Here is a 22,129-nt window from a genome sequence, read left to right as displayed (position 1 = left end):
TTTCATGCCCGGACAATGACGCCGGGTGAAGCGTGCATCCCCGAGACATCCGGCGAGACCGAAGGCGGCGAGAAGCTCATGAGCGAGGCTGTGACCGACGGAGCGGTCGACATTCCGCCCTACCGATACACGGCGGCGATGGCGGCGGACATCGAGGCGTGCTGGCAGGACTACTGGTCCGAGCACAGCACCTTCTACGCGCCGAACCCGACCGGCCCGCTCAGCGACCCGAGCCACCCCCGCGCGGGCGCGCCGAAGCTGTACGTGATGGACATGTTCCCGTACCCGTCCGGCTCGGGGCTGCACGTCGGCCACCCGCTGGGCTACATCGGCACCGACTGCTACACGCGGTACTTCCGCATGGCCGGCTACAACGTGCTGCACCCGATGGGGTTCGACGCGTTCGGCCTGCCCGCCGAGCAGTACGCGGTACAGACCGGCACGCACCCGCGGATCACGACCGAGGCCAACGTCGAGCGGTACCGGGGACAGCTGCGGCGGCTGGGACTGGCCTACGACGACCGGCGCAGCGTCGCGACCACCGACACCGAGTTCTACCGCTGGACCCAGTGGATCTTCCTGAAGATCTTCAACTCGTGGTTTGACGCCGAGGCGCAGAAGGCGCGGCCGATCGACGAGCTGATCGCGCAGTTCGAGTCCGGGTCGCGGGTCGTCGAGGACGGCCGTGCGTGGGCGGAGCTGTCGCCGGTCGAGCGCCGCGAGGTGATCGACGGCCACCGGCTGGCCTACATCTCCGAGGCGCCGGTCAACTGGTGCCCCGGGCTGGGCACGGTCCTGGCCAACGAGGAGGTCACCCCCGACGGGCGCAGCGAGCGGGGCAACTTCCCCGTGTTCAAGCGCAGCCTGCGGCAGTGGATGATGCGGATCACCGCGTACACCGACCGGCTGCTGGACGACCTGGACCGGCTGGACTGGCCGGAGAAGGTCAAGACCATGCAGCGCAACTGGATCGGCCGGTCCCGGGGCGCGCACGTCGACTTCGCCACCGACGGTGACGAGCCGATCCGCGTCTTCACCACCCGCCCCGACACGCTGTTCGGCGCGACGTACATGGTGCTGGCCCCGGAGCACGAGCTGGTCTCCTCGCTGATCCCGGCTTCGTGGCCGTCCGGTGTTTCTGACAAGTGGACCGGCGGCGCGGCGACCCCCGCGGAGGCGGTCGCCGCCTATCGCGCGGCTGCGGCGGCGAAGTCCGACGTGGAGCGCCAGGCCGACGCCAAGGAGAAGACCGGCGTCTTCATCGGCGCATATGCGGTCAACCCGGTCAACGGTTCGCGGATCCCGGTCTTCATCGCCGACTACGTGCTGGCCGGCTACGGCACCGGCGCGATCATGGCGGTGCCCGGCCAGGACGAGCGCGACTGGGCGTTCGCCGAGGTCTTCGACCTGCCGATCATCCGCACCGTGCAGCCCTCCGCGGACTTCCCGTCCGACGGCAAGGCCTACACCGGCGACGGCCCCGCGATCAACTCCGCCTTCCTGGACGGCCTGGCCGTCACCGAGGCCAAGGCGAAGATCATCGACTGGCTGGAGGAACACGGCCACGGCGTCGGCGCCATCACGTACCGGCTGCGGGACTGGCTGTTCAGCCGCCAGCGGTACTGGGGCGAGCCGTTCCCGATCGTCTACGACGCCACCGGCCTGCCGATCGCGCTGCCCGAGTCGATGCTGCCGGTCGAACTGCCCGAGGTGGAGGACTTCTCGCCGCGGACGTTCGACGTCGACGACGCCGACAGCATGCCCGAGACGCCGCTGTCACGCGCCAAGGAATGGGTCGAGGTCACCCTGGACCTGGGCGACGGGCCGAAGTCCTACACCCGCGAGACCAACGTCATGCCGCAGTGGGCCGGCTCGTCCTGGTATGAGCTGCGCTACCTGGACCCGGCGAACAAGGACGACCTGGTCGACGCGGAGAACGAGCGCTACTGGATGGGCCCGCAGAAGCCCGGCGACGTCGGCGGCGCCGACCTGTACGTCGGTGGCGTCGAGCACGCGGTGCTGCACCTGCTGTATGCGCGCTTCTGGCACAAGGTCCTGTTCGACCTGGGCTACATCAGCAGCGAGGAGCCGTTCCGGAAGCTGTTCAACCAGGGCTACATCCAGGCGTACGCCTACACCGACGAGCGCGGCGTCTACGTGAACGCCGAGGAGGTCGAGGAGCGCTCGCCCGGACAGTTCTTCTACCGCGACGCTCGGGTGAAGCGCGAATACGGCAAAATGGGCAAGTCGCTGAAGAACGTCGTCACGCCCGACGAGATGTGCGAGCGGTACGGCGCCGACACCTTCCGTGTCTACGAGATGTCGATGGGTCCCCTGGACGTGTCCCGCCCCTGGGAGACCCGGGCGGTCGTCGGCGCGCAGCGCTTCCTGCAGCGCGTCTGGCGCCTGGTCGTCGACGAGCAGACGGACGCCACCCGCGTGGTGGACGTCGCCCTGGACGACGAGACCCGCCGCCTGCTGCACCGCGTCGTGGACGGCGTCCGCGTCGACATCGAGGAGATGCGGTTCAACACGGCGATCGCGAAGCTGATCGAGCTGACGAACCGGGTCACCCAGGTCTCCGCCGGCGGCGCGCCCCGCGAGGTCGTCGACCCGCTGGTGCGGATGGTGTCGCCGTTCGCGCCGCACCTGGCCGAGGAGCTGTGGCAGCGGCTGGGCAACGACACGTCGATCGCCTACGCCGACTTCCCGGTCGCGGACCAGGCGTACCTGGTCGCCGCGTCGGTGAAGTACCCGGTCCAGGTGAACGGCAAGGTCCGCGGCACGTTCGAGATCGCCGCCGACGCGGGCGAGGACGCGGTCCGTGCTGCGGCGCTGGCCGAGGTCGCGGCGCAGCTGGCGGGGAAGACCCCGAAGAAGGTCATCGTCGTGCCGGGCCGCATGGTCTCGATCGTCGTCTGATGCCCTGCGGGTGATCGACAGGAACCTCTGGGTTCCTGTCGATCACCCTGGGACTGGTGCGTGAGCGGCGGCCAATGCGGAACGTAGCCGGGCGGTGACGGCTTTGGAGATCGATTAGGTCGGCTGGGGTACGGTGCTTGGGAAGCGGCCAGCCGTCGCCGGTTCGGATCCGATGCCCGCTGCGGATGCCTCAGCAGTGGTCGGCGTGGATGGCTCGGGCTTCAGGACGGCGGCGACGCCTCGCGAAGGACCGGGCGACGCCTCGCGGAGGACGAAGGAACGCGCGAGGCCTCGCGAAGGACCGGGGCGACGCCTCGCCCCGGCCCGCAGCGAGCGCCTCGCGAAGGGCCACGGCGTGGCCCCGCGAGAGGACCACGGCGCGGCCGGGCAGCGGACCGTGACGAGGCCCTTGGAACTGGAAGGCGCTAGGACTTCAGGACGGCGGAGAGGCGTTCGTCGCGCAGGCGGGTCGGCCAGCGGTCGTCGATCGGTTCCATCGTCATCCCGGTTGCCCAGCGCAGCAGCAGGTCCGCGATCCCGGGGTTGCGGGCGAGCGCCGGCCCGTGCGAGTACGTGCCGAGGATCCGGCCGTGCCACGCGCCCTCGGAGCGGCCGTCGTTGCCGATGCCGGCGGTGACCCGGGCCAGGGGGCGCACGCCGGGGCCGAGGTGGGTGCGGCCGCCGTGGTTCTCGAAGCCGGTGAGGGTCGGCAGGCCCAGCGACGGGTCGACCTCGCCGGCCAGCTCGCCGACGGCGCGGGTCTCGCCGCGGTCGGAGTCCAGGTCGAGCAGGCCGAGGCCCGCGCACTTGGCGCCCTTCGCGAAGAACGAGTTGCCCATGAGCTGGTAGCCGGCGCACACGGAGAAGATGGTGGCGCCGCGGTCGACGGCGCGGCGCAGGCCGCCGTCGGCGATGAGCCGCTGCGCGGCCAGGGCCTGCGGGCCGTCCTCGCCGCCGCCGATGAGGTACACGTCGCCATCGGTGGGCACGGCCTGGTCGGCGCGGACCTCGGCGCATTCGACAGGCAGGCCGCGCAGGTCGGCCCGGCGGGCCAGGATCAGCAGGTTGCCGCGGTCGCCGTAGGTGGACAGCAGGTCCGGGTACAGCCAGATCAGGCGCAGGCGCGACTCAGTTGACACGGTCCAGCTCCGCTCTGATGTCCTGGAATGCGGTGTAGTTGGCGATGACCTCGAGCCGGCCGGGCGGGATCAGCGTCAGCGCCTGCGAGAAGGATTTCACGTGCTCGAACGGCACCTCGTTGACCTCGAGCCGGACCGCGAGGTCCATGGCCCGGTCGCCGGTGACGAGGACCCGCCGGCCGCGCAGGGACGAGAAGTCGACGTCGTAGAGCCATGAGGTGTCCGCGCCGTCGGGGTCGCGGGCGTTGATCGACAGCAGCGTCGGCACGTCGTCGGCCATCTCGAACGCCTCCAGCCAGCCAGCCGGGTTCTTCGACAGCAGCAGGCGCACGACCCGGCCGTCGCGCTCGACCACGGCGTAACGGCCGGCGATCGAGGCGACCTTCGCCAGCTCCGGCACGGCCTTCGCCGGCGGCACGCCGAAGTGGGCCGCGACGGCCAGGGCGGTCGCGGCGTTGGCGCGGTTGATCTGGCCGGGCAGCTGGAGCTTCACGTGGTGGAACGTGCCGGTGTTGTCCACGACCCCGTCGCCGCTGACCGCCCAGTGCGGCACGGGCCGGCTCAGGTTGCCGGCGACGCAGGCCCACTGCTCGCCGTTGCGCTCGATCGAGGCGCCGCACTCGGGGCAGACCCACGAGTCGTCATGGAAGCGCTGGCCGGCGGCGACCCAGGTGACGGGGGTGCCGCTCGCCACGGCCTTGCCCGCCGCCCACACCACCATCGGGTCGTCGGCGTTGGCGACCAGGTGCAGGTCGCGGCCGGGCAGCGCGTCGCGCCACAGGGCCGCCATCATGGCGACCTCCTTGGCCCGGTCGAGCTGGTCGCGGCTGAGGTTGAGCAGCGCGACGACCTTCGGGTGGGTCGCGTCCAGGACCTGCTTGAGGTAGTGCTCGTCGACCTCGAGCACCGCATACGGCGTGGCGCCTGCCTTGGCCAGGGCCGACGTGTGCCCGGTGGGCATGTTGGCGCCGAGGCTGTTGGTGGCGACGTCGCCGAGCACGCCCATGGCGGCGGCGGTGAGCCGGGTCGTGGTGGTCTTGCCGTTGGTGCCGGAGATCAGGGCGATCTCCCGGCCCGCCGCGAGCTCGGCGAGGAGGTTGGGGTCGACCATCAGGGCGATGCGGCCGCCGATGACGGAGCCGTCACCCCGGCCGGTGGCGCGGGACAGTGCGGCAGCGCCGCGCGACAACGATGTGGCGAGCTTCGCCCGCATCGGGAGCTTGTGGTCCGTCATCTCACTTCCACGTCTTCCGGCGATGCGCCAGACCCTACCTGCCGTCGATCACGCACCCAACGCCTCCATCACCGAACCGCTCACCCCGATGCTCGTCCCAGAACGCTCCACTTCCCTCCACCGACCCGGAGCCGGTGCCGGGACCGACCTTAACGGAGCCATAAAGGACCGGTAAAGTTCGACCTGATGGGCGGTTTGTCCACATTTACGATCGGCCGAAACGACCGGACGAGTGACTGGCCGGCCGATCGCCCTCCACCCAACGACACCCCTTCTGACATGGGATTTCTTCACGCACGCCGATGTCACTTCCGGTGTTTTCTCGTTGACGGTGGAGGGAAGTGGAGTACAGTGGAGCGCGATGGCGGAGCCGGGGGGCTCGGCCGACCCCGGGGGGACCGTTCGCGGTGGGAAGGGGTGGTTGTCGATGTTTCTCGGCACCCACACTCCTCGCCTGGACGACAAGGGTCGGTTGATCCTGCCGGCCAAGTTTCGGGATGAGCTGGCGGGAGGTGTCGTGATCACCAAGGGGCAGGAGCGCTGTCTGTATGTGTTTCCCGGCGCCGAGTTCGCCCGGATCGCCGAGCAGCTTCGCGCAACACCGATGACCCACAAGGCCGCCCGGGCCTACAGCCGGGTGTTCTTCGCCAGTGCGCACGACGAGGTCCCCGACCGTCAGGGTCGGGTCACCATCCCGCAGCATCTCCGCGAGTATGCCGGGCTGGACCGCGAACTCGTCGTGATCGGCGCGAGCACCAGGGTTGAGATCTGGGACCGGCAAGCATGGGAAACCTACCTCGCCGAAAGCGAAGACGACTTCGCCGGCATCGAGGAGGGGGTGCTGCCGGGCGGGCTGTGAGGTCCATCTGCAGACACCGAATCGACCGCCGTACCGCGAGCTCTCCAGCCGCTCCAATGTCCTGACGCCACTTCCCCGGCGGCAGGGCGGAGTGGGCGGATGGGGAGCTGGCGGTACGGCGCTCGTGCACTACCGCACCTGCACGCCGCCCGAAGATGCCCGACGACCCGCGCAGCAGGACGTGAATCACGTTTCAGCTCAGCGGCACACAGGGCAACAACCACGTTCAGCACAACGGCGGGCCGCGAACCCGCCGCAGTAGGGGGTCGACGATGGGGGAGCGGGACATTCACGTTCCCGTGCTGCTCGAGCGCTGCCTCGAGCTGCTCGCCCCCGCGTTGGACCGCGCGGGCGCGCTGCACCTGGACGCCACGCTCGGCCTCGGCGGTCACGCCGAAGCCGTGCTCCTGGCCCATCCGCAGGTGCGGCTGCTCGGCCTGGACCGCGACACCCAGGCGCTGCGCCTTGCGGGGCAGCGGCTGGCACCCTTCGCCGACCGTACCCACCTCGTGCACGCCGTCTACGACGAGCTCGAGGACGTGCTGGACGGTGAGGGGCTCGACGGGATCGACGGCGCGCTGTTCGACCTGGGGGTGTCGTCGATGCAGCTCGACGACGCCGGCCGCGGGTTCGCCTACGCCCAGGACGCACCACTGGACATGCGCATGGACCAGACGCGGGGCGTCACCGCGGCCGAGGTGGTCAACACCTACAGCCACGGCGACCTCGCCAGGGTCCTGCGGGTGTACGGGGAGGAGAAGTTCGCCTCCCGCATCGCCCAGGCGATCCTGCGCGAACGGGCGAAGGGGGAGCTGAACTCCTCGGCCCGGCTGGCCGAGCTGGTCAGGGACTCGATCCCGGCACCGGCGCGGCGCACCGGGGGGCATCCGGCCAAACGCACGTTCCAGGCGCTGCGCATCGAGGTCAACGGCGAGCTGGCCGTGCTCGAGCGGGCACTGCCGGCGGCGCTCGACGCGCTGAAGCCGGGCGGGCGGATGGTCGTGCTGTCGTACCACTCGCTCGAGGACCGCCTGGTCAAACAGGCGATCGCCGGGCGGACCCGTTCCACGGTGCCGGTCGAGCTGCCCTTCGTTCCGCCGGGCAGCGAGCCGGCGTTGCAGGTACTCACCAGGGGAGCCGAGCTCCCCGACGCGGCCGAGGTGGCGGCCAACCCGCGGGCGGCGTCCGTGCGGCTCAGAGCCGTGGAGCGCAAGCCGGTCGCGGACGACAAGAAGGACAGCAAGTAGCGGCAACAGGCACAACCTCTGGGGGAGGTGTGAGATGAACGTGACGACACTGCCGGCCGACCGGCCGCGCAGGACTCAGCAGGGTGCATCGCGGTCGGGGGGCCGGACCACGGCGCAGCAGGCTGAGCAGAACGACGCCCCGACCATCGGCGCGACGGCGCTCCAGCCGGAGCGGGGGACCACGCAGCCGGCACAGCCGGGCCGGGACGGTCGTGAGGAGCAGCGGCCACGACTGCGGGTGGCGCCACCCGCGCCGGTCAGCGCGCCACGCGCGCCGTTCGTGGCGCTGGTGCTCGTGCTGGTGCTCATCGGTGTGATCGGCATCCTCGTGCTCAACACGCGGATCGCCGAGAACGCGTTCAAGCTCGACGCGCTCAGGACGAAGCAGAGCACCCTCGACCGGGACGAGGAGCGGCTGCGCAGCGACCTGGCCAGCAAGGAGTCCCCGGTGACGCTCGCGTCGCGGGCCAAGCAGCTGGGTCTGGTGCCGTCGCGCACGCCGGCCTTCCTGCTGCTGCCGGACGGGACCAAGCTCGAAATGCCGGGACCGAGCAAGTAACCAGGCACGTACCAGGGCGCCAACTCAACAACGGGAAGTTGCAGGACGATGGCTGGCGACACTCCTGATCGGCGGGGCAGCACCGAGCGGCGCGGGGGCGCCGGACGGGAGGCCGGTCGCGGCAGTGACGCGGGTCGACAGCGAACGGGCGGTCGCGCCGGCGCGGGGGGTGCCGGTGCGGCCGCCCGTTCCCGTGCCGGCGCGGACCCCGCCGCCGAACCGCCACCGGTGCGCGGCACGATGTCCGAGGCCCGCCGGTACACGCCCCGGGGGCGCTCGGTCCGCGACGCGTCGGTCGAGCACGCCGCCTCGGGGCGGGGCGACCCGTTCCGGCCGGCCCTGGAGGTGCTGCAGGGCGGCCGCACCGACTCCGGCCGCCGGGCCGCCGGCCGCGCCGCGGACACGCCGCGGACCCCGAAGACGGAGCCGCGGACCCAGAAGACCCAGCCACAGGCCCGGCAGGCGGCCCGGCAGGAGACCCAGCCGCAGACCCAGCAGACCGCGCGGCAGGACCCGGCCGGCGCGGCCCGGCAGCCGCAGCTGCGGACGCAGGCCAGGACGCCGCAGCGGGCGCGCCGCACCGCGACGGAGGTCGACGGCGAACCCCGCGGCGGCCGGACCAGGGCACCGCTGAAGCGGGCCGCCCCGGTGCGCGGCGCCGGTCGTACCCCGGTGCGCAAGACGACCCCGGTCCGGAAACCGCGCAAGCAGAGCCGGGTGCGGGTGCCCCGGCTGCCACGCACCACCCGCGCGCCGAAGCTCGCCGAACCGCGCCGCAGGCTGCGCCTGGCCACGGTCCTGGCGCTGCTCATGTTCGCCGCGATCGGCATCCGCCTGATCCAGCTGCAGCTCACCGACGCCAGCGCCTACGCCGCCGACGGGCTCAAGGACCGCCTCGTGCACGAGGTCCTCGCCGCGTCGCGCGGCGCGATCCTCGACCGCACCGGCAAGATCCTGGTCCACTCGGTCGAGACCCGCTACGTGGCGGCCGACCCGATGGTGATCAAGAACCCGGAGAAGACCGCCGACGAGCTGTTCGCGATCCTCGACCGGTACGGCGTGCTGCGCTCCGACCTGGTGCGCAAGCTGACCCCGCACAAACGCGACGACGGCAAGACCGACGTGCGCTTCGAGTATCTCGTGCACCAGATCGACATCGAGGACGGCGACCGGATCCAGGCCCTCGGCTACGGCGGCGCGCTGAAGGTCGCCCGCGACGAGCGCCGCGAGGTGCCCGGCTACGACCTGGCCTCCAACGTCCTGGGGTACACCCAGAAGAGTGACCTGTCCGGCCAGCTCGGCATCGAGAAGGCCTACAACGAGCAGCTGCGCGGCATCGACGGCCTGCACACCTACGAGCACGGCGAGGGTGACCTCGACAAGCCGCTGCCGCAGGGCTTCCAGGAGCTCAATCCGGCCCGGCCGGGCAGCTCCGTCGAGCTGACCATCGACGCGGACCTGCAGTACTCGGTGCAGAGCACCCTCGGCGCCCGGATGACCGCGCTCGGCGCCAGCTTCGGCACCGCGATCGTGCTCGACGCCAAGACCATGGAGGTCATGGCGATGGCGAGCTACCCGTCCTTCGCCGCCGCCGACCCCGGCAAGTCGGCGCCGGAGCAGCTCAAGGACCAGTGCACGGCGACGGTCTTCGACCCGGGCTCGATCCACAAGGCGATCGTCATGGGCGCCGCGCTGCAGGAGGGCCTCATCACGCCGTCCTCGACGGTCACCGTCACGTCGAAGGTCAAGAAGGGCGACACGACGTACACCGACCACCCGCCGCAGAAGGACGGCACGGCGATGACCATCCCCGGCATCCTCGCGCTGTCGTCGAACGTCGGCACGATCGCCGTCGCGGACATGCTCGGCAAGGACAAGCTGTACGAGTACCAGCGCAAGTTCGGGCTCGGCGAGCGCACCGGCGTCGGCCTGCCCAACGAGTCGCCCGGGCAGCTGCTGCCGCCGGAGCAGTGGACCGGCTCCAGCCCCGGCTCGATCCCGATCGGCAACGGCGTGGCCACGACCGCGATCCAGATGGCCGCCGTCTACGGCGCGATCGCCAACGACGGCCTGTGGGTCCAGCCGACCCTGGTCAGGAAGATCATCGCGCCGGACGGCACGCAGACGAAGCCGGCCCCGCAGGTGACCCGCCGGGTCATGGATCCGGTGTACGCCCAGCAACTGCGCGTCATGCTCGAGGGTGTCACCACCCTCGACGACGCGACCGGCCATCAGGCGGCGATCCCCGGCTACCGGATCGCGGGGAAGACCGGCACGTCGAAACTGCCTCAGGACGGCGGCTACGCCCCCGGCGATGTGGTGTCGTTCATCGGCATGGCGCCGGCGGAGGCGCCACGGTACGTGGTCGCGGTCACCGCGCACGTGCCGGGCGGCGCAGGCGGCTCGGTCGCCGCACCGTTGTTCAAGGAGATGATGGCGGTCACCCTGAGCAACTTCGGTGTGGTGCCGACGGGCACCACGGCGCCGAAGCTGACGATCTACCCGTGACACCGGCTCTGGCACTTCGCGGCGGGACGGGTAGGGTCTGACCCCGTGCCCGGCTATCCCCGTCCGAGGAGTGTCCGCCCCGTGCTCGCCGTCGAGCTGGCGGCCCTCGTAGGCGCGCCCATGGCGGCGCAGGACGGCGAGGTCGCCGTCACCGGCGTGACGCACCGTGGCGTCCTGGTACGTCCTGGTGACCTCTACGCCGCGATGCCGGGCTCGCAGGTGCACGGGGTGCAGTTCGTCGAGCAGGCCAGGGCGGCCGGCGCGGTCGCGGTGCTGACCGACGCGACCGGCGCGGCCCAGGTCCGCGACCTGCCCACGATCGTGGTCGACGACCCGCGCGCGGCGCTGGGCGACGTCGCCTCGCACGTGTACGGCGAGCCGACCCGGCAGCTGACCACGATCGGCGTCACCGGCACCGCCGGCAAGACCTCCACCGCGTACCTCATCGAGGCCGGGCTGCGCGCCGCCGGGCTGGTCACCGGCCTCATCGGCACCGTCGAGACCCGCGTCGGCGACCTCACCGTCGACAGCGCCCGCACCACGCCGGAGGCGACCGACCTGCACGCGCTGTTCGCCGCCGGTCTCGAGCGCGGTGTCGAGGCGGTCGTCATGGAGGTCTCCAGCCACGCCCTCGAGCTCGGCCGGGTCAACGGCGTGCGGTTCGCCGCCGCCGGCTACACCAACTTCGGCATGGACCACCTCGACTTCCACCCGGACGTCGAGGCGTACTTCGCGGCGAAGGCCCGCCTGTTCGACGGCCGCGCCGCGACCGAGATCCTGAACCTCGACGACGCGCAGGTGATGCGGCTGCGCAAGCCCGCGTCGTGGACGTACTCGGCGGCCGGCTACTCCGTCGCCGACTTCCGCGCCACCGACATCACGCCCGAGGGCTACGGGCAGCGGTTCACCGTCCACCGGCACGACTATTCCGTCGGCTCGGGCGTGGGCCTGCCCGGCCGGCACAACGTGGCCAACGCGCTGCTCGCGATCGCCTCGCTCGTCGCCGTCGGGGTCGACATCTCCGTCGCCGCGAAGGCCGTCGCGCGGGCGCCCGGCTCGCCCGGCCGGATGGAGCGGGTCGAAGCCCCCGGCGACGTGCTCGGCGTCGTGGACTACGCGCACAAGCCCGACGCGATGATCGAGGTCCTCGCCGCGCTGCGGACCCTGGCCGCGTCCCGGGGCGGCCGGGTCATCTGCGTCGTCGGCGCCGGCGGCGACCGCGACCGGGGCAAGCGGCCGTTGATGGGCCGGGCCGCCGCGTTCGGCGCCGACCTCGTCGTCATCACCGACGACAACCCGCGCACCGAGGACCCCGCCTTCATCCGGTCCGAGGTCCTCGCCGGCACCAAGGGCGGCTCCGCCACCGTGGTCGAGGTCGACGGCCGCAAGAGCGCCATCGCCTACGCGGTCGAGCAGGCGAAGCCCGGCGACGTGGTGGCGCTGCTGGGCAAGGGGCACGAACGCGGCCAGGAGGTCGGCGGGGAGACGCTACCGTTCGACGACCGGGTCGAGCTCGCCGCAGCGCTGCGGGTGGCCGCCTCATGATCCCGCTCACCGTCGCCGAGATCACCGCCGCGGTCGGCGGCACCCTGCACGCGTCCGACCCCGCCACCGTCGCGGCCGCGGTCGTCGACGGCCCCGTCGAGTACGACTCCCGCAAGGTCGCGCCCGGCGGGCTGTTCGTGGCGTTCGCCGGTGCGAAGGTCGACGCGCACGACTTCGCCGCCAAGGCGGTCGCCGACGGCGCCGTCGCGGTCCTCGGCAGCCGGCCCGTCGAGGGCGTGCCCACGATCGTGGTCGAGGACCCGCTGACCGCCGTCGGCCGGCTCGCCCGGGCGGTCCTGGCCCGGCTGGACGGCCTGACCGTCGTCGCGGTCACCGGCTCGTCGGGCAAGACGAGCACCAAGGACCTCATCACGGCGCTGCTGCGCACCGCCGGGCCGACCGTGGCGACGACCGCGTCGGAGAACAACGAGCTCGGCACCCCGTACACGGTGCTCAAGGTCGCCGCCGACACCCGCTTCCTGGTCCTGGAGATGGGCTCGCGCGGCGTCGGGCACCTGCGGTACCTGTGCGACATCGCGCCGCCGGACGTGTCCGTGGTGGTCAACGTCGGGGTGGCGCACATCGCCGAGTTCGGCTCGGTCGAGGGCACCGCCCTGGCCAAGGGTGAGCTCGTCGAGGCGCTGCGGCCGGCGGGCCTGGCCGTGCTCAACGCCGACGACCCCCGGGTCGCCGCGATGGCCGCGCGCACCACCGCCACGGTCGTGCTCGCCGGCGAGTCGGCACTGTCGGATTTCCGTGCCACCGACGTGGTCGGGCTCGACCGCGGCCGGTTCGGGTTCACGCTGCACGTCCCCGGCGGCGACGCCGTGCCCGTCCGGCTCGACGCCGCCGGACGCCACCAGGTCGGCAACGCGTTACTCGCCGCTGCCGTGGCGTCGCACGCCGGTGTGGATCCGGCCGGGATCGCCGCCACACTCGGCGATCTAGAGGGCTTGTCGACCCGAAGGATGGATGTCTTCGACCGTGCCGACGATGTCACGGTCATCGACGACTCGTACAACGCCAACCCGGCGTCCATGGCGGCGGCGCTCCGTGCGCTCACCGCGGTGGCCGGCGGACGGCGGATGATCGCGGTGCTCGGCTTCATGGCGGAGCTCGGCGAGTATGAGCGAACCGGTCATGAGGAGGTCGGTCGCCTCGCCGCTGAACTCGGCGTCGACCGTCTCGTGGCCGTAGGCGAGCAGGCCGCGCCGATCCTGCACGGTGCGTCCGTCGTGGCGAGTTGGGGAGGAGACCCGGTGCTCGTGACCGATCAGGAGGCCGCCGTCGCGCTGCTGCGCGACGAGCTGCGGCCTCGCGACGTGGTCCTGGTCAAGGGATCCAGGTACCGGACGTGGGACATCGCCGACGCCCTGCGGGAGGGCCTCAAGTGAGGGCCGTCTTCGTCGCGGCGTTCGTCGCGTTCCTCATCTCGCTGTTCGGCACCCCGATCGCGATCAGGTACTTCACCCGGCTCAAGGCCGACCAGCCGATCCGCGCCGACGGGCCGCAGGGTCACCTGGGCAAGAAGGGCACGCCCACGATGGGCGGCGTGGTGTTCATCTTCGCCACCCTCATCGCCTACACCGGCGGGCACGTCGCGCTGACCACGCTGCCGGACCAGCAGCTGCGCCCGAGCGGGCCGACCGCGACCGCGGTGGTCCTGCTGGGCCTGTTCGTCTTCACCGGCTTGCTGGGCTTCCTCGACGACTACCTCAAGGTCGCCAAGCGCAACAGCGACGGGCTCAACAAGCGCGGCAAGCTCATCGGCCAGGCGCTCATCGGTGCCGTCTTCGGCGCGATCGCGCTGTACGTGCCGGCGGAAAAGACCGGCGACGCGGTCGTCACCACGGTCGCGAGCCCGAAGCTGTCGTGGGTCCACGACATCGACTGGCTCAACATCACCAAGATCGGCGCGGTCGTCTTCTTCGTGTTCGTGGTCATGTCGATGTCCAACGCGGTCAACCTGACCGACGGCCTCGACGGCCTCGCCACCGGCACCTCGATCCTGGTGATCGGCAGCTACATGGCGATCGCGTTCTGGCAGTACCGGCACTGGTGCGCCGACCCGGAGTACACCGCCAACTACTGCTACGACGTGCGTGACCCCCTGGAGATGGCGCTGATCGCCGGTGCCGCCGTCGGCGCGCTGGTCGGCTTCCTGTGGTGGAACACGTCACCGGCGCGGATCTTCATGGGCGACACCGGGTCGATGGCGCTCGGCTCGCTCATCGCCGGGCTCGCCGTGGCGACCAAGACCGTCCTGCTGCTGCCGCTGATGGGCCTGCTGTTCTTCATCATCGTCGTGACGTGGATCATGCAGATCGGCTCGTACCGCACGACCGGCAAGCGCATCTTCCGGATGGTGCCGCTGCAGCACCACTTCGAGCTGGCCGGCTGGAGCGAGGTCAACATCGTGGTCCGCTTCTGGATCATCGCCGGGCTGGGCATGGCCGCGTCGCTGGGCCTGTTCGCCGCCGACTTCCTGCGGGTGATGAGCGGCTCCGGCTGACGCAGGGACGCGGCTCGGCTGACGCCGGGACGCGGCTCCGGCTGACGCCGGGGACGCATCGAGCCGCTCCGACACGCCGGGATCCCTTGGTCGGCCGACCTCGCGGGTCCCGGCTGCATGATGGTCCCCATGCGGGGCGATGCGGAACAGGACACGGCGGCGGCACCGGTACCCGCGACGCCGGGGCCACCGGGCAGCGGCATCCTCGGCTGGTTCGACGCGCTGCGGGGGCTGCTGGACCGGCCCCTCGCCTCCTACTACCTGCTGCTGTCCAGCGTCGGGCTGCTGGTCTTCATCGGCCTGGTCATGGTGTTCTCGGTCACCGGCGTCGACAACTACGCCACGACCGGCAGCCCGTTCGGCTCCGTGCTCAAGCAGACGATCTTCGCCGTCGTCGGTCTCATCGCGTTCTGGGTCTGCCAGCGGCTGCCGGTGCGCACGTTCCGCGCCGTCGCCGGGCCGCTGCTCATCGCCGCGTTCGTGCTCATGGGCTTCGTCGACCTGATGGGCTGGCTGTCGGCCAGCCGCACCCCGCCCGGCGCGGACGTCGTGGCGATCCGGCTCGGGCCGATCTGGGCCGAGGACCTGTGGCTGCACATCGGCGGGGTCCAGGTCCAGCCGGCCGAGCTGGCGAAGGTCGCCCTCGTCGTCTGGGGCGCCGACCTGCTGGTGCGCAAGGGACGCACGATCCTGTCGTGGCGGGAGCTGTTCATGCCGCTGCTGCCCGTCACCGTCGTGCTGCTGCTGCTCGTCGGGTACAACGACCTCGGCTCGATGATCTGCCTCGTGGTGCTGTTCACCGGGCTGCTGTGGGCGGCCGGGGCCCGGCTGCCGGTCTTCGGCTGGCTCGGCGGCCTGGTGGTCGCCGGCGTGCTGGCACTGATCCTCCTGCCGGCCGAGAAGGACTACCGGCTGGCCCGCATCAAGGTGTTCTTCGACCCGTCCATCGACGCCGACGCGACCGCCGGGCGCTACCAGTACCTGCGGGGACTGTGGGCGATCGGCAACGGCGGCTGGTTCGGCGTCGGGCTCGGCGAGGGCCACCTCAAGTGGGGGCGGCTGCCCAACGCGCACAACGACTTCATCTTCGCCATCGTCGCCGAGGAGCTCGGCGTGGTCGGCTGCCTGGTCGTGCTGATGCTCTTCGGCATGCTCACCTACACCGGGCTGCGCATCGCCCGCCGGGTCGAGGACCCGTTCCGCCGGCTCGTCGCCGCCGCGATCACCATCTGGTTCGTCGGGCAGGCGATCATCAACATCGGCGGGGTCGTCGGCCTCATGCCGATCACCGGCCTGCCCCTGCCGTTCATCTCCGACGGCGGCAGCGCCCTGGTCGTGGCCCTCGGCGCGGCCGGGATGCTCAGCTCCGCGGCCCGCGCCGAGCCCGACTGCGCCAGAGCCATGCACGCCCGTCCGCCGCGAAAGTGGGTGCGACTACTCTGGGCGCCGTTGCCGCCGCTGCCGCGCGCACGCTCGGAGAGCGACGGTGACGTCCCCTCGACACGCGCGACGGGTCGTCCCCTGGTGCCTGACGGCAGCAGCCCCGGGCGGACCCGCGGAAGGAGCTCCTGATGGCAGCGCTGCGCTCCGTGGTGCTGGCCGGCGGAGGCACCGGCGGGCACATCTACCCGCTGCTCGCCTTCGCCGACTGCCTCCGCCGGCACGATCCCGGCCTGCGGATCACCTGTATCGGTTCGGAGCGCGGGATGGAGGGCGAGATCATCCCCCAGCGCGGTTATGACCTGCGCCATGTCCCCGCCTTCCAGCTGCCGCGCTCGGTGAACATGAACCTGGTCCGCACCCCGGACCGCATGTTCAAGGCCGCGAAGGCCACCCGCGAGATCCTCGACGAGGTCGAGGCGGACGCGGTGGTCGGCTTCGGCGGCTACGTCTCCGTCCCGGCCTACATCGCCGCCTGGCGGCGCAAGACGCCGACGATCATCCACGAGGTCAACGTGCCCGTCGGTGTCGCCAACAAGATGGGCATGCGCTTCACCAAGCACATCGTGCTCGGCTTCCCCCACCAGGCTCAGCAGATCCCGTCCGTGGCGCACGCCGAGGTGGTCGGGGTGCCGCTGCGGCAGAGCATCGCCACCCTCGACCGGGCCGCGCTGCGGGCGCAGGCCAGAGCCCACTTCGGCCTCGATCCGAACCTGCCGACGCTGTTCGTGTTCGGCGCGTCGGCCGGCGCCCGGTCGATCAACCTCGCGGTGTCCGGCGCGGCGAAACAGATCACCGGCTCCGGGGTGCAGGTGCTGCACATCATCGGCGCCCGCAACGACGACGTCGAGGTGCCCAGCGGGCTGCCGGCGCCCTACGTGAAGATCAAGTTCCTGTCGGAGATGGAGCTCGGCTACGCCGCGGGCGACCTGGCGCTGTGCCGGGGCGGCGCGATGACCTGCGCCGAGACGGCCGCGGTGGGCATGCCGGCGATCTACGTGCCGCTGCCCTGGGGCAACGGCGAGCAGCGCCGCAACGCGCTGCCGGTCGTGGAGGCCGGTGGCGGCCTCATCGTCGAGGACGGCGACCTGTCCCCGCAGTGGGTCGCGGACACCGTCGTCCCGCTGGTGCGGGACGGCGCGAGGCTGGCCGGCATGAGCCGCGCCGCGGCGGGGTACGGCCGCCGAGACGGCGACGAGGCCCTTCGCCGGTACCTGCTGAAGGTGGTCGGAGCATGACTGAGGCACCCGCACTGACTGCCGAGGACCTCGGCGCGGTGCACCTGGTCGGGGTGGGCGGGGTCGGCATGAGCGGGCTCGCCCGGCTCCTGCTCACCCGGGGCATCCCCACGTCCGGCAGCGAGCTGCGCGAGTGGCCGCAGCTGGCGGCGCTCAAGGCGCTCGGCGGCACGATCTACCGCACCCATCTGCCGTCCAACCTCGACGGGGTCGACACGGTCGTCTACTCCACCGCCATCCCGCAGGACCACATCGAGCTCGTCACCGCCCGCGAGCGGGGGCTGCGGCTCATGCACCGCTCCGAGGCCCTGGCGGCGACCATGGTGGGACGGCGCAGCGTCGCGGTCGCCGGTACCCACGGCAAAACGACGACCACGTCGATGATCACGCTGATGCTCCAGCACGCCGGGCTCGACCCGTCGTTCGTCATCGGCGGCGAGATCTCCGAGGTCGGCTCCAACGCCCACCACGGCAGCGGCGAGCTGTTCGTGGCGGAGGCCGACGAGAGCGACCGGTCGTTCCTGCTCTACAACCCGCACGTCGCGGTCGTCACCAACATCGACGCCGACCACCTCAACACCTACGGCGACCTGCAGGGCCTCGAGGACGCGTTCGTCGAGTTCTGCGCCCGGGTCGAGCCGGGCGGGTTCGTGGTGACCTGCGCCGACGACCCCGGCGCCCAGCGGATGGCGGTGCGGGTCCGCGCCGCCGGCGGCGACGTGGTCACCTACGGCACGGCCCCCGACGCCGACCTGCGCCTGTCCGAGGTGCGCTCCTCCGCGCAGGGCGTGCGCTACGTCGCGCACCACGACGGCGTGCCGCTCGGCGAGGTGTACCTGCCGGTGCCGGGCGCCCACCTCGGCCTCAACTCGGCGGGGGCGGTGCTCACCGCGCTGCGGCTGGGCATCTCCGCGGAGTCGGCGATCGAGGCGCTGTCCACGTTCCCCGGGGTGCGGCGGCGCTTCGAGTTCAAGGGCGCCGAGGCGGGCGTGCGGATCTACGACGAGTACGCGTACCACCCGGTCCCGATCGCCGCGGCGATGCACACGCTGCGCGAGGTCGCCGCGGGCGGGCGGCTGATCGTGGTGTTCCAGCCGTACCGGATGTACCGCACCCGCGACTTCCAGGCCGAGATCGCCGCCGCGCTGTCCCTGGGCGACGAGGCGATCGTCATGGAGGTCTTCGGGCCCGGCGAGGTCCGGGAGCCGGGGGAGGGCGGGGTCGCGCTGACCGCCGCCGTCGACCTGCCCGAGGACCGCAAGGTGTTCGTGCCGTCATGGGAGGACGTGCCCCGGGAGGTCGTCGCCCGGGTCCGGGAGGGCGACGTCGTCGTCACGATGGGCGCGCCGCCGATCTCCCTGATGGGCGACGAGCTCCTGGCGGCACTCAAGGACGCCGGCGCCGGGTACGTCGGCAGGCACAACCGGCCCGAAGGGGACTGAGACGCCCTTGACGTCCACGCGCGGCTGGCGGCTCGTCCTCGCACCTCGCACCGCACCCGCCGGCTCATCCCAGCGGCGGTTCGCGAAGCGGGCCCGGCAGCACCGCCTGCGCGTCCTGCTGTCGTGGCTGGTCGGGCTGGGCGTCGTCGCGCTGCTCGGCGGGGTCGTCGCCGTCGTCTACGCCACGCCGGCGCTCGGGGTCCACGGGATCCGGGTGACCGGCGTGTCGGCGCTGAGCGCGCAGGACGTCCGGGACGCGGCGCGGGTCGCCACCGGCACGCCCCTCGCGCGGCTCGACCTCGGCGGCGTGGAACGCCGGGTCCGCGAGCTCAAGCCGGTCCGTTCGGTCGCCGCGTCGAAGGACTACCCGCGCACCCTCGTCCTGGCCGTGCGGGAGCGGACCGCGATCGCCGTGGTGCCGCGCGCCCTCGGCTTCGTCCTGCTCGACGCCGACGGTGTGGCGTACCTGCCGGTCGGCTCGGCGCCGCCGGGGCTGCCGGTGCTGCGCCTGGCCGCCCCCGCCCCCGGCGACGCCACCACGCGGGCCGCGCTGACCGTCCTGGCCACGCTGCCGCCGTGGCTGCGGGACACGCTCGTCGCGCTGGCCGCCGACGCGCCGACCCGCATCCGGCTGGAGCTCACCGCGGGCCGCACCGTCGTGTGGGGCGACGCGACCCAGAACGAGGCGAAGATCCGGGTGCTGCAGTTCACCACGATCCCGCCGGACAAGACCCTCGACGTGAGCGCGCCCGGGGTGGTGCTGGAGCGATGACCGGCCAGCGAAGTGTCTCGGGCCGGTCATCAGCACTGCTGCTTGAGGTCAGGCCGACGCCGGAGGCGGCGGAATGACCCGCCGCGACGTGCCGTACACCGGCGACGAGCGGGCGCTGCTCACCGGCTGGCTCGACTGGCACCGCGAGACGGTCCACGTCAAGTGCGCCGGCCTGGACGAGAGTGCCGCCTGGCGCACGCCGCTGCCGCCGCCGTCGCTGACCAGCGCGGCCGGACTGGTGTCACACCTGACGGCGGTCGAGTCGTACTGGTTCGAACGGATCGTCGGCGGGCTGGACGTGCCCACGCACTGGAGCGCCGCGGACCCGGACCTCGACTGGCGCCGGCGGCCCGGGGCGACGCTGCCGGGTCTGCTGTCGGCCTACCGCGCGCAGTGCGCCGTGTCCGGGTCACTGCTGACCGGCGTCGACCTTGACGGGACCTGCCGGGGGAGGCGGCACGGCGCGCCCGTGTCGGTCCGCTGGGTGCTTCTGCACATGATCGAGGAGACCGCCCGTCACAACGGACACCTCGACGCCGTTAGGGAATTGGTCGACGGCATCGTGGGCGAATAGCCGACACGCCGGGCGGCGGTCCTTGGATCACGACAGTCGGGCCCTTACCTTGCGATAAGGCATTAGTTGACATAACTATAAGCCTCTAGTAAAGGGTGAGGGTTTGCGGGACCCACATCCAGTGCGTCTGCATGGCGGACGTCGCCCGTCGCGGGGTCGGGCTTCACCAGTTCGACGGCTCCGGGAAGGATCGGCGCTCGCCAACCTCGAAAGGAAAGGCAGTCCGATGACACATCCGCACAACTATCTCGCGGTCATCAAGGTCGTCGGCATCGGCGGCGGCGGGGTCAACGCCGTCAATCGCATGATCGAGGTTGGCCTCAAGGGCGTCGAGTTCATCGCGATCAACACCGACGCCCAGGCCCTGCTGATGAGCGACGCCGACGTCAAGCTCGACGTCGGCCGGGAACTGACCCGGGGGCTCGGCGCCGGCGCCAACCCCGACGTGGGCAAGAACGCCGCCGAGGACCACCGCGACGAGATCGAAGAGGTGCTCAAGGGCGCTGACATGGTCTTCGTCACCTGCGGTGAGGGCGGCGGCACAGGCACCGGCGGCGCGCCGGTGGTGGCGAACATCGCGCGGAAGCTCGGCGCGCTGACGATCGGCGTGGTCACCCGGCCGTTCTCCTTCGAGGGCAAGCGCCGGCAGGTCCAGGCCGAGGCGGGGATCGAGGAGCTGCGCAACCAGTGCGACACGCTCATCGTCATCCCCAACGACCGGCTCCTGGCGCTCGGCGACCGGGGCATCTCGATGATGGACGCCTTCCGGCAGGCCGACCAGGTGCTGCTGTCCGGTGTCCAGGGCATCACCGACCTGATCACCACGCCCGGCCTGATCAACCTGGACTTCGCCGACGTGAAGAGCGTCATGAGCGGTGCCGGTAGCGCCCTCATGGGCATCGGCAGCGCGCGCGGGGACAACCGCGCCGTCGAGGCGGCCGAGTCGGCGATCTCCAGCCCGCTGCTGGAGCAGAGCATGGACGGCGCGCGTGGGGTGCTGCTGTCCATCGCCGGCGGCTCCGACCTCGGCCTGTTCGAGATCAACGACGCGGCGCAGCTGGTCACCGACGCGGCACACCCCGACGCCAACATCATCTTCGGCGCGGTCATCGACGACGCGCTCGGCGACGAGGTCCGCGTCACGGTGATCGCGGCCGGGTTCGACGGCGGCGCGCCGGCCTACCGGCCGGTGGAGGCCCGCCCGCCGCGCTCGCACCACCAGCCGAAGGAGCCGGCGCCGGTCGAGCGCCAGGCACCGCCGCCGCCCCGGCGGGTGCTGTTCGACGACGTCGACGTGCCGGACTTCCTGAAGAACGGCGCCTGAAAGACTTGGGTGGGTCCCCCGGGACCCACCCAGTTTTCTTTTCATGGCGGGAGAGCTTCAGTGACCGACGCGCGGACCGAGGAGATCGGGCGCAACCTGGCCAAGGTGCGGGAGCGGATCGCCGCCGCCTGCAAGGCGGCCGGCCGGGACGCAGGGGAGGTGACGCTGGTCGCGGTCACCAAGACCTACCCGGCCGAGGACGTGGCCCGCCTGGCGTCCCTGGGGGTGCTGGACGTGGGGGAGAACCGCGACCAGGAGGCCGCGCCGAAGGCCGCCGCCGCGCCGGCCGGCCTCCACTGGCACTTCATCGGGCAGCTGCAGCGCAACAAGGCGCGCTCGGTCGTCTCCTACGCCTCCGTCGTGCACTCCGTGGACAGCCTGCGGCTCGTCGACGCGCTCGTGGCCGCCGCCGTCAAGGCGGAGCGCAGCACCCCGCTCGGTGCGCTGGTCCAGGTGAGCCTCGACGACGACGAGCACCGCGGCGGCGCGGTCACCGGGATAATCGAACAAATGGCCGAATCAATCGCGGCGAGCCCCGTTCTGGCACTCAAAGGTGTGATGGCGGTCGCCCCGCTCGGGTGGGAACCGGACGCCGCATTCGCGCGACTCGCCGACGTATCCGCGCGGTTGCGCGTCGCCTTTCCGGGCGCCGACTGGATTTCCGCGGGCATGAGCGACGACCTCGAATCGGCGATTTCGCACGGCTCGACACATGTCCGTGTCGGTAGCGCATTGCTCGGAAATCGACCCCCGCTGGGGTAGCCTGACCGCGGGAACGGAAAAACTACACGGGTGTGGTTCTGCGCCGGCGGGG

Annotated in this window: 17 protein-coding genes; 15 read left to right on the top strand and 2 right to left on the bottom strand. The window is 71.7% G+C overall.

The annotated features are described in order from the left end of the window. Positions 1 to 78: 78 nt before the first annotated feature. The gene (gene leuS, locus AB0K00_RS08785) at positions 79 to 2,922 is read left to right on the top strand and encodes a leucine--tRNA ligase (RefSeq protein WP_363517541.1); all 2,844 of its coding nucleotides are present in this window, start codon (positions 79 to 81) and stop codon (positions 2,920 to 2,922) included. Between the two features lie 425 nt (positions 2,923 to 3,347). Here leuS and AB0K00_RS08780 read toward each other — a convergent pair whose 3' ends face one another. Beyond that, positions 3,348 to 4,061 (bottom strand): glutamine amidotransferase, encoded by a 714-nt coding sequence (locus tag AB0K00_RS08780; RefSeq protein WP_363517538.1) that lies wholly within the window; start codon positions 4,059 to 4,061, stop codon positions 3,348 to 3,350. After that, complete coding sequence (locus tag AB0K00_RS08775; protein ID WP_363517536.1) at positions 4,051 to 5,295, bottom strand: MurT ligase domain-containing protein; 1,245 nt, start codon at positions 5,293 to 5,295, stop codon at positions 4,051 to 4,053. The genes AB0K00_RS08780 and AB0K00_RS08775 overlap by 11 nt, the downstream gene beginning before the upstream one ends. A 427-nt stretch (positions 5,296 to 5,722) precedes the next feature. Here AB0K00_RS08775 and mraZ point away from each other — a divergent pair, with 427 nt between their 5' ends. The 14 genes from mraZ (at position 5,723) to AB0K00_RS08705 (ending at position 22,077) form a co-directional block, all read left to right on the top strand. Beyond that, entirely contained in the window at positions 5,723 to 6,154 is a 432-nt protein-coding gene (gene mraZ / locus AB0K00_RS08770; protein WP_363517533.1) for a division/cell wall cluster transcriptional repressor MraZ, read from the top strand. A 272-nt stretch (positions 6,155 to 6,426) separates the two neighbouring features. Next, entirely contained in the window at positions 6,427 to 7,401 is a 975-nt protein-coding gene (gene rsmH / locus AB0K00_RS08765) for a 16S rRNA (cytosine(1402)-N(4))-methyltransferase RsmH (RefSeq protein ID WP_363517530.1), read from the top strand. A gap of 34 nt (positions 7,402 to 7,435) precedes the next feature. After that, positions 7,436 to 7,960: a hypothetical protein gene (locus AB0K00_RS08760; RefSeq protein ID WP_363517527.1), complete on the top strand. Its 525-nt coding sequence runs from the start codon at positions 7,436 to 7,438 to the stop codon at positions 7,958 to 7,960. A gap of 240 nt (positions 7,961 to 8,200) precedes the next feature. Beyond that, complete coding sequence (locus tag AB0K00_RS08755; protein WP_363517524.1) at positions 8,201 to 10,468, top strand: penicillin-binding transpeptidase domain-containing protein; 2,268 nt, start codon at positions 8,201 to 8,203, stop codon at positions 10,466 to 10,468. Positions 10,469 to 10,588: 120 nt separating this feature from the next. After that, entirely contained in the window at positions 10,589 to 12,013 is a 1,425-nt protein-coding gene (locus AB0K00_RS08750; protein WP_363517661.1) for a UDP-N-acetylmuramoyl-L-alanyl-D-glutamate--2,6-diaminopimelate ligase, read from the top strand. Beyond that, positions 12,010 to 13,407, top strand: coding sequence for a UDP-N-acetylmuramoyl-tripeptide--D-alanyl-D-alanine ligase (gene murF / locus AB0K00_RS08745; RefSeq protein WP_363517521.1), 1,398 nt, complete (start codon positions 12,010 to 12,012; stop codon positions 13,405 to 13,407). The genes AB0K00_RS08750 and murF overlap by 4 nt, the downstream gene beginning before the upstream one ends. Further along, positions 13,404 to 14,525 (top strand): phospho-N-acetylmuramoyl-pentapeptide-transferase, encoded by a 1,122-nt coding sequence (gene mraY, locus AB0K00_RS08740; RefSeq protein ID WP_363517518.1) that lies wholly within the window; start codon positions 13,404 to 13,406, stop codon positions 14,523 to 14,525. Before murF ends, mraY begins: the two co-directional genes overlap by 4 nt. A 129-nt stretch (positions 14,526 to 14,654) precedes the next feature. Then, a complete protein-coding gene (locus AB0K00_RS08735; protein WP_363517515.1) occupies positions 14,655 to 16,097 on the top strand; it encodes a putative peptidoglycan glycosyltransferase FtsW in 1,443 nt (480 codons plus the stop codon). Further along, positions 16,097 to 17,203, top strand: a complete 1,107-nt coding sequence (locus AB0K00_RS08730; RefSeq protein ID WP_363517513.1) for a UDP-N-acetylglucosamine--N-acetylmuramyl-(pentapeptide) pyrophosphoryl-undecaprenol N-acetylglucosamine transferase — start codon at positions 16,097 to 16,099, stop codon at positions 17,201 to 17,203. The genes AB0K00_RS08735 and AB0K00_RS08730 overlap by 1 nt, the downstream gene beginning before the upstream one ends. Next, positions 17,200 to 18,645, top strand: a complete 1,446-nt coding sequence (murC, locus tag AB0K00_RS08725) for a UDP-N-acetylmuramate--L-alanine ligase (RefSeq protein WP_363517510.1) — start codon at positions 17,200 to 17,202, stop codon at positions 18,643 to 18,645. The genes AB0K00_RS08730 and murC overlap by 4 nt, the downstream gene beginning before the upstream one ends. A gap of 7 nt (positions 18,646 to 18,652) precedes the next feature. After that, positions 18,653 to 19,417: an FtsQ-type POTRA domain-containing protein gene (locus AB0K00_RS08720; protein ID WP_363517507.1), complete on the top strand. Its 765-nt coding sequence runs from the start codon at positions 18,653 to 18,655 to the stop codon at positions 19,415 to 19,417. A gap of 73 nt (positions 19,418 to 19,490) precedes the next feature. Further along, positions 19,491 to 19,991 carry a DinB family protein gene (locus tag AB0K00_RS08715; RefSeq protein ID WP_363517504.1) on the top strand — a complete coding sequence of 167 codons (501 nt, stop codon included), beginning with the start codon at positions 19,491 to 19,493 and terminating at the stop codon, positions 19,989 to 19,991. A gap of 226 nt (positions 19,992 to 20,217) precedes the next feature. After that, a complete protein-coding gene (gene ftsZ, locus AB0K00_RS08710; protein WP_033356593.1) occupies positions 20,218 to 21,315 on the top strand; it encodes a cell division protein FtsZ in 1,098 nt (365 codons plus the stop codon). A gap of 60 nt (positions 21,316 to 21,375) precedes the next feature. Next, positions 21,376 to 22,077: a YggS family pyridoxal phosphate-dependent enzyme gene (locus AB0K00_RS08705; protein ID WP_363517501.1), complete on the top strand. Its 702-nt coding sequence runs from the start codon at positions 21,376 to 21,378 to the stop codon at positions 22,075 to 22,077. The last annotated feature ends 52 nt before the right edge of the window (positions 22,078 to 22,129 follow it).

It is taken from the genome of Dactylosporangium sp. NPDC049525, assembly GCF_040676755.1.
GTDB lineage: Bacteria > Actinomycetota > Actinomycetes > Mycobacteriales > Micromonosporaceae > Dactylosporangium.
Note: the sequence above shows the minus strand (reverse complement) of the source record. Positions and strands in the feature narration are given on the sequence as shown.

Bases quoted from the DNA above. Each gene is read 5' to 3' on its own strand.
- leuS (WP_363517541.1), top strand. From the start codon at position 79: ATGAGCGAGGCTGTGACCGACGGAGCGGTCGACATTCCGCCCTACCGA.
- AB0K00_RS08775 (WP_363517536.1), bottom strand. From the start codon at position 5,295: ATGACGGACCACAAGCTCCCGATGCGGGCGAAGCTCGCCACATCGTTG.
- mraZ (WP_363517533.1), top strand. From the start codon at position 5,723: ATGTTTCTCGGCACCCACACTCCTCGCCTGGACGACAAGGGTCGGTTG.
- rsmH (WP_363517530.1), top strand. From the start codon at position 6,427: ATGGGGGAGCGGGACATTCACGTTCCCGTGCTGCTCGAGCGCTGCCTC.
- AB0K00_RS08760 (WP_363517527.1), top strand. From the start codon at position 7,436: ATGAACGTGACGACACTGCCGGCCGACCGGCCGCGCAGGACTCAGCAG.
- AB0K00_RS08755 (WP_363517524.1), top strand. From the start codon at position 8,201: ATGTCCGAGGCCCGCCGGTACACGCCCCGGGGGCGCTCGGTCCGCGAC.
- AB0K00_RS08750 (WP_363517661.1), top strand. From the start codon at position 10,589: ATGGCGGCGCAGGACGGCGAGGTCGCCGTCACCGGCGTGACGCACCGT.
- murF (WP_363517521.1), top strand. From the start codon at position 12,010: ATGATCCCGCTCACCGTCGCCGAGATCACCGCCGCGGTCGGCGGCACC.
- AB0K00_RS08735 (WP_363517515.1), top strand. From the start codon at position 14,655: ATGCGGGGCGATGCGGAACAGGACACGGCGGCGGCACCGGTACCCGCG.
- AB0K00_RS08730 (WP_363517513.1), top strand. From the start codon at position 16,097: ATGGCAGCGCTGCGCTCCGTGGTGCTGGCCGGCGGAGGCACCGGCGGG.
- murC (WP_363517510.1), top strand. From the start codon at position 17,200: ATGACTGAGGCACCCGCACTGACTGCCGAGGACCTCGGCGCGGTGCAC.
- AB0K00_RS08715 (WP_363517504.1), top strand. From the start codon at position 19,491: ATGACCCGCCGCGACGTGCCGTACACCGGCGACGAGCGGGCGCTGCTC.
- ftsZ (WP_033356593.1), top strand. From the start codon at position 20,218: ATGACACATCCGCACAACTATCTCGCGGTCATCAAGGTCGTCGGCATC.